The sequence below is a fragment of the Pseudomonadota bacterium genome (assembly GCA_039196715.1).
Lineage (GTDB): Bacteria > Pseudomonadota > Gammaproteobacteria > CALCKW01 > CALCKW01 > CALCKW01.
On record JBCCUP010000126.1, the window covers coordinates 1 to 7,349 of the forward strand.

The following is a 7,349-nucleotide window of genomic DNA, read 5'->3' on the forward strand; positions in this document are numbered from 1 at the left end:
CCCGAACACGCGGGCACCGTGCGCGGCGAGCTCGGCCTGGTGGTCCCGAAACGCACAGCCTTGGGGCGAGCACCCGCGCGCGCCGGGGATCGCGTCCCAGCCGTCGGGGTCGTCGTGGTCGGGTGACGAACGCGGGTAGAGGTAGACGACCACAGTGCCCGGCTGCTGCGCGAGCGTGACGGGCCCGTCGGTGGACGCAAGCGCAACGGCCGGAAACGCCATCCCCTCGAGGTGCGCACAGGCGCCGTCGTCGAGCGGTTCGGGCAAGTTGTCGGGCAAGACCGGGGTGTTCATTCAGCCCTCCGAGGGCAATCGGTGTGTTGGGAAACACTCAGCGACGCGGCCTGACAGTGCCTCGCGCTGTGTGCGCGTATCCTACCTTGTATTTCGTGGGGCCATCGAGGCCGTCTGCCGTTTCACGGTACGCTCACCCGCGCCGATGCCAGCACACAGGCCACCCATGCACCCCGAACTCGAATCGCGCCCCGACTACTTCACGCAGGCGATCGTGCCGCTCGCGGACAACGTCTACCAGGCCTTCGGCTTTGCCGCATCAAACGGGTACCTGATTGTCGGCGACGACGGCGGTGCTGCGCCGCGTCGCCCACGCCGAGATCAAGTGCTCAACGCGCAACGACGGCTTTCAATGCGCCCGGGAACCAGAACGCTCGATCGACGCCTGACGGGCAGGCTCAGCGCAAGAAACGGATCCACCGCCACAGCCGCACGATGTCGGCGAGGGCGCCGGCGACATAGGTGTAGGCGCAGGCCTTGAGGATGCGACGCGCGGCCGGCATGTCCGAGGCCGGCACGTAGCCCTCCTCGAGGATCGGCAGCGCCTTGTTGAAACTCGCGTCGTACTCCTCGGGCAGCACCGCGACGTACATCAGCACAGAGGAAAAGAGCGTCAACACGCCGACGAGGCCGAGCGCGAAGAACACCGTGGGGTTGCGGGCAAAGAGCGTCAGCACTGGCGCCGCCATGAGGATCATTGAGCCCACGCGCTCGATCACGTGGGCCTTGCCGAGGTACTTGGTGCGCAGCTGCGACACTGGCTCTTCACGGCAGAACTGAATGGCGTGGCCGATCTCGTGCGCCGCAACCGCCACAGCCGTCAACGACTTGCCGTCGTAGACATCCGGGCTCAGCGACACCGTCTTGTCCGCCGGACGGTAGAAGTTCGCGCCCTTGTCGCCACGCACCACACTGACGCCGTCCAACGCAAAGCGCTCCACCAGGTGCAACGCAAGCTCCGACCCCGTGCCCGGCATACCCTCGATGTGCCCGGAATGCCGCCACAGCACGTAGCGCACCCAGAGAAAGGGGCCAAAGGAAATGGACAACACCGCGAATGCGATGCCCAGGGCAATCATGGCGTCATACCGTCGCGTGATAGTGGGTCACACAGTCTGACACAGGGTCAATTGGGGAGTTTCACGTTCTGGAAACACCGTGCTTGCGACGAACAGCACCGTGCTGAGCGCAGTGGCACAATGCTCTACAGCGCGTCGACGACACCGCTGCTGTCCACGCGATAAACCGATACACGGGAGACACACACTGATGGACCCAACGCACGCCACCACCGAATGGGTGGTGATGGCGATTCTCCTTGTGGTGTTCGTTTACTCGATCTTGACCCAGGTCATCGCCAAGACGGTGCTGACCCTGCCGATCATCTTCACCGCCGTCGGCTACGCCAGCGCAGGCGCCGTCGACACCATGGTCACGCCCGACACCCTCAACCACATCACGCGCGTGCTGGCCGAAGTCACCTTGGTGCTGGTGTTGTTCTCAGACGCGAGCCACGTGCGGTTCGACGCGTTGCGCCAGGCGATTCGCCTGCCGGTGCGCATGCTGGTGGTCGGCCTGCCGTTGTCGATCGCGTTAGGCACGCTGGTCGCCTATCTGTTGAATCCGCAAAGCGGCGTCGCCATGGCACTGCTGACCGCCGCGGTACTGACCCCTACCGACGCCGCGCTCGGCCAAACGGTGGTCTCAAGCCCGGCCGTGCCCGAACGCCTGCGCCAAACCATCAACGTCGAAAGCGGGCTCAACGACGGCCTGGTGCTGCCTTTCGTGTTGCTCGGTGCCATCCTCGCCTCGGCCAGCATGACGGGCGCAAGCACAGACGGACTCGCAACGTCAGCAGCGCTGCAAGTGGTGCTGGGACCGGTTGTGGGAATCGCGTTGGGCTGGGGCGCCGCCAAGGCGATGGACGCCGCGCAAGCGCGCGACTGGATTGCCGAGGCCGCGGGCGGCGTGGCCTTTCTCTCGGTGGCGTTTGCCGCCTACATCGGCGCCGAAATCGTGGGCGGCAACGGCTTCATCGCCGCCTTTGTCGCAGGCATGGTGTTTGGCAACACCTACCGCCACAGCATCCACTTCATCGGCGAGTTCATGGAAGGCGTGGGGCAACTCCTCACGCTGTTCGCCTTTCTCGTCTTCGGCGCGCTGCTGCTGCCCGCCGGCATCGCCCACATGAGCTGGCATGCGATCGCGCTGGCGCTGTTGTTCCTGACCGTGGTGCGCATGCTGCCGATCGCCCTGTCGCTCGCAGGAACCGGCCTGGCATTCAAGGAAAAGCTGTTCCTCGGTTGGTTCGGCCCACGTGGCCTCGCCTCGATCCTGTTCACGTTGATCATGATGGACGAGTTCGAGATCCCGGGCGAAGACGAGCTCTTGGCCTGTGTTTCGATGACGGTGTTTCTGTCGATCATTCTGCACGGTATATCGGCGACGCCGTTGGCGAACCGGATTGGGCGCGCGGAAAAAGTCTCCAAATCCTAGTCATGCGCTGGCTTAACTCAAACGCACACGGCGCCGACGAGAATTTAACTCAACGTACGCGCTAGAAAAGCCTGGGTGTCCGCCTGCTGCGGGTCGTCAAAGAGCTGCGCCGGCGGCCCCTCCTCGACCACTTTGCCGTCCTTCAGAAAACACACCTTGTCCGCCGCTTCACGCGCAAAACCCATTTCGTGTGTGGCGAGTACCATGGTCATGCCCTGTGCCTTGAGCGCCAGCAACACGTCCAGCACCTCGCCAACCAACTGCGGGTCGAGTGCTGAGGTGATCTCATCGAACAGCATGACTTCCGGTCGCATCGCCAACGCGCGAACGATGGCGACGCGTTGTTGCTGCCCACCCGAGAGCTGGTCCGGGTAGTTCTGCATCCGGTCTGCGAGGCCGAATCGCGTGAACAACGCCTCGATCTCCGCGCGCACCTCATCGCGTGTCTTGTTGTGAACGCGCCGCGGCGCGAGCATGGCGTTCTCGATGGCCGTCATGTGCGGGAAGAGGTTGAAGTCTTGAAAGACCATGCCGATGCGCGCGCGCACCGGGTGCGGGTCGAGCCCCGGCACCGAGATGTCTTCACCGTCGAGGCGGATCTCGCCGTCCTCGATCGGTTCGAGCAGGTTGATACACCGAAGCAGCGTCGACTTGCCCGCACCGGACGCGCCGATCAAGCACACCATCTGACCCTCCTCGACGTCGAGGTCAATCCCGTCGCACACCGTCGTGCCGCCGAAGCGTTTGACCACACCGCGCAACGCGAGCTTTGCCATCAGCGCCTGTCTCGCATTTGTTTGGCCATCAGGTAGTCGGCGTAGCGCGTCGCCGGGATGGTCACCGCGAGGAAGATGATCGCCGCGCCCACATAGGGCGTGAAGTTCGCCATCAAGGACTTGAACACCCCGGCCTGGCGGAAAATCTCAACTGGCCCAATGAAGCTCAGCAGCGAGACGTCCTTTTGCAAGGCAATCAGCATGTTCATCTGGCTCGGCACCACGTTCCGCACCGCCTGCGGCAACACCACGTCGCGCATGACTTGCCGTTCCGAGAGGCCAAGCGACAAGGCCGCTTTGCGTTGGCTGTGGTGCACCGAGTCGATACCCGCGCGGAAGATCTCGGCGACGTAGGCCGAGTAGGTCAGGATGAGCGCGAGCGAGCCCCAGATGTAGGGCGAGTTCCACGGTCGCGGCAGGCCGAGGCCCGGTATGCCGAAGCCAATCAGGTACACCGTGAGGATCACCGGCACACCGCGGAAGATGTCCGTGAACGCCGCGCCAAAGACGCGAAGCGGAAAGAGCGCCGGGGACTTTGCGTCCCGCGCCAACGCGATGGCGAGGCCCAGTACCGCAATCAGCGGTGCCGACCAGGCGAAGATCATCACGTTCACGAGGAACGCGTCGAGGAGCTTCGGGAAGGTCTTCGCGAGCACCGCGCCGTTGAAGAAGCTCTTTTGGACCTTCTCCCACCCGGGCGTCAGCGGGATCAGCACGACCAGCGCGGTGAGCACCAGCACCGTGCTGATGCTCGCCACCACCACCGCGCGCCGCCGTTGTGCGGCGTCGTACTGCTCGCGGTGGGTCAGCCCCGCCGCGGGTTTGCCGAGCACCCTACTGGATGAGCGGCACACCGGTGGTGTCTTGCAGCCACTGAGCCTCGATCTCGGCCAGCTTGCCGCTCTCGGTCAGGGCCGCGAGCGCCGCGTCCACACACGCCTTCAGCGGGTTGCCCTCTTCCATCAGCATGCCGAACTGGTCCGGGTTGTCGCTGCTGTCCGGTGCGAACTGGCCAATCACCTTCGAGCCTTCGATCATAACGGCGCTCAAGAACAAGGCCGTCGGCAGGTCAAACAAAGCAGCGTCGATCTGGTTGGCCCCGATCGCCGCGTTGACGTCCGCCGTGTCACCGTAGAGCAGCAAGTCACTGTCGGGCTGAATCACGTTCTGAAGCTTCGGCACGGCTGTGGTCGAGCCGACTGCACCCCACTTCAAACCCTTCAGTGCCGCCATTGAAGCCTCGGTATCGACCGCACCCGGGCCGACCAGCACTGCCATCGGCGCGGTGTAGTACGGCGCCGAGAAATCAACCACATCATCGCGCTCCGGCGTGATCGAGTACTGCTGCATGTTGACGTCGAAGTCCTTGGCGCCAGGCTGAATCGCCTCGTCAAAGGACGAGCGCACCCAGACCACATCCGACGCGGCAAAGCCCATCTCTTCGGCAACAGCGAAGGCCACCGCGGCCTCGAAGCCCTGGCCACTTTCGGGCGCGTCGTCGAGCACCCACGGGTAGTAGGCAGGGTTGCCGGTTGCAACAGTGAATTTGCCATCGGTCAGCGTCTTGCCGCCGGCGCAGTGGCCACCGGCAAACGCCGAAGTGGTGGCCATGGCAAGCGCGCAGGCCAAGGGAACAAGCTTCAACATAGCGGGACAGTCCTGTTGGTAACCGGTTTGATCATAACCAACAACGGCTAGAACGGATACGGGCCAAATGACCAACAATCGGATCGCTTTTCGCCAGCCGGTATGCCCTTGCGCTCAGCTCAAAATTCGAGAGATAGCCGGAGCACAAGGGCGACTGTTCCGCTGAAAATGGTTCAGTGGTACTTGCCATAACCTGAGACTGTGGCGCCCTAGTTGATCCCAAGTCTCGGACCCCATCGAAACCACCTTTAACGTGCGTCTTGGCGAATCCAAGCCGTACTGCCATTGCGACAAGCAGCGCCTCAAAAGCTCTGGTTAACGAGCACCAATGCGCACTTGATCACCATCAAAAGTCGGGACGGTCATCACGAAATCATCGGTGGGATAACAGAGCGCTTGTTCCTCAAGCATTCCGATCGCAATCTCCTCACCCATGCGCAGACTGTCATAGTAGTCGGAGTAGTAGTGAACACCCGCCATGTTGCGCCCTATAGATATGTTCGCTGCCAATTTGTTTAGCTCGCCTTCGAGGGTCAGAGCGCAACCTTTTCTGGACTTGTAAGACAGCTTCTTCCCCGCCGCGTCTGGTTCAAAATACCCCGCGCTGGAAATCGATGGATAGAATCCATATTTTCCAAACTTACAGTGGCCTTTTTCGGCGTTTTTCCCAAATACAGTACCAGTATCAAAGAAGGCTTTGACAATGGTGGTACATGCACCGGCTACGGTCGCGTGTCCCGCACCGTACGTAGGGTGCATAGGCGACCCTTCAGCGAAAGCCATGGGCAAAAGATGGTTACCACCAGGTAGCTTGGCGTCCGGACCGTTGTGTTTGTCGATGGATTTTAACGTGTATGTGAGGTCCTTCTTCATTGTTTTTAAACAACCGCACAGACCAGGGTACTTTTTCTCTAGCTTATCGGCTTGAGCTATTCTACCGGCAAGTGCCTCTGGCCTTAACCTCAGGTGGTTATTGAATTTTTGGTAACGAACCGCTTTGAGAGCACGGGTAGCAACCTCTGTCACCAGCGTTAAAATGTGCGGACCTCCCCACAGCGCAAAACCACCCGCATTCTGGTCTGTACCACTTGAATCGCCAGGTTTATACATGTTTCGCTGCCCAGAGAGCTTGGCAAACCCCGGGTCAAAAGGCGTCTCCATCCCTAGCAGTATCAACGTGGCGTTCAAGTACGCCTGATACAAGGCGTCAAAGTGCACATACGTCGCGAGATCCCTCGGCGTGCAGATAAATCTGCCTTTGCAGTCTAGTGTTTGCCCTTTGGAACAGCCATTCACATCGTATCCGTTTTGAACACGCAGCCAAGACATCCAATCCTGCATATGATCTTCGCCAGTTTTTGCGATTGGTACTCTTTGGTTTATGGTCTGCGCACCGTACGTAATGTATCCATCTCCCATATCGTGGCAATCGTCGTTCCCGATCCAGAGAAACTGTGAAACGTAAGGACCCACTTCAACACCAGGACTAGATCCCCGAAATGCGGTTTGCCGATCCAGCACACCGGAACAGCCTGTCTTGCGTGGCCTATTTGGAAATCGATCTTTGGCGTACTGTAGTGCAGAAAGGCGCTTTATAGACGCGTCCAAGCTCGCCTGTTTTGAGCCACCACCTTCATCAAACGTTGAAAGCGGCACGTCCCTTAGCAGGGCCAACTCGTAGACCTCAGCTATTTCAAATGTGAGCTCGTCTGAGCACAGCTCGGGCGCAGGCGCCATTGTGACCGCCTGGGCATCCGGTCCCTGCAAGTCAAATACAACACCTGCGGTGGGCGCCTCCCACTTTCTGCGGCCCTCTTCGGTAGGAACGAACAATCGAGATGTAAAGGGCTCTACATAGCCTTCATCAATGCACGTCCGGAATGCTTTGAAATGGTTTGGATCAGCAACGACACCCGTGCCAGGATCATGCTGCAGTCCTTTGGTAAAATTCATCAGATAATTCGCGAAGCCGTAACGCTCTTCATCGGGGTTAGAGCGGTGAGGCTTGTGCTTCCTATTTCTTGCTTGCTCTGCCGCCTCCACCCTGACCCGGTAAGCCGACTCCTCGCGATCCAACTTCATTACCCTGCTCCCTTGAGAAAAATGATCTATAATAGCCCCGGTCACCAATAATTA

At 60.6% G+C, this 7,349-nt stretch carries 7 protein-coding genes; 1 reads left to right on the forward strand and 6 read right to left on the reverse strand.

Going from position 1 to position 7,349, the window contains the following annotated elements:
- Both AAGA11_22140 and AAGA11_22145 read right to left on the reverse strand, forming a co-directional pair.
- Positions 1-294: peroxiredoxin (locus AAGA11_22140; GenBank protein MEM9605575.1), on the reverse strand; the 294-nt coding region annotated here is incomplete at its 3' end.
- A 398-nt stretch (positions 295-692) separates the two neighbouring features.
- Positions 693-1,373 (reverse strand): zinc metallopeptidase, encoded by a 681-nt coding sequence (locus AAGA11_22145; protein ID MEM9605576.1) that lies wholly within the window; start codon positions 1,371-1,373, stop codon positions 693-695.
- A gap of 190 nt (positions 1,374-1,563) precedes the next feature.
- On the opposite strand from AAGA11_22145, the gene AAGA11_22150 reads away from it, so the two are divergent.
- A complete protein-coding gene (locus AAGA11_22150; GenBank protein ID MEM9605577.1) occupies positions 1,564-2,790 on the forward strand; it encodes a cation:proton antiporter in 1,227 nt (408 codons plus the stop codon).
- 44 nt (positions 2,791-2,834) lie between these two features.
- Here the strand turns inward: AAGA11_22150 and AAGA11_22155 are convergent, their stop codons facing one another.
- From AAGA11_22155 to AAGA11_22170, 4 genes are all read right to left on the reverse strand, one after another.
- Positions 2,835-3,566, reverse strand: coding sequence for an amino acid ABC transporter ATP-binding protein (locus tag AAGA11_22155; GenBank protein ID MEM9605578.1), 732 nt, complete (start codon positions 3,564-3,566; stop codon positions 2,835-2,837).
- A complete protein-coding gene (locus AAGA11_22160) occupies positions 3,566-4,420 on the reverse strand; it encodes an amino acid ABC transporter permease (GenBank protein MEM9605579.1) in 855 nt (284 codons plus the stop codon). The genes AAGA11_22155 and AAGA11_22160 overlap by 1 nt, the downstream gene beginning before the upstream one ends.
- A complete protein-coding gene (locus AAGA11_22165; protein MEM9605580.1) occupies positions 4,401-5,213 on the reverse strand; it encodes an ABC transporter substrate-binding protein in 813 nt (270 codons plus the stop codon). Before AAGA11_22165 ends, AAGA11_22160 begins: the two co-directional genes overlap by 20 nt.
- A 315-nt stretch (positions 5,214-5,528) precedes the next feature.
- Positions 5,529-7,295 carry a vanadium-dependent haloperoxidase gene (locus AAGA11_22170; GenBank protein MEM9605581.1) on the reverse strand — a complete coding sequence of 589 codons (1,767 nt, stop codon included), beginning with the start codon at positions 7,293-7,295 and terminating at the stop codon, positions 5,529-5,531.
- Positions 7,296-7,349: the final 54 nt, after the last annotated feature.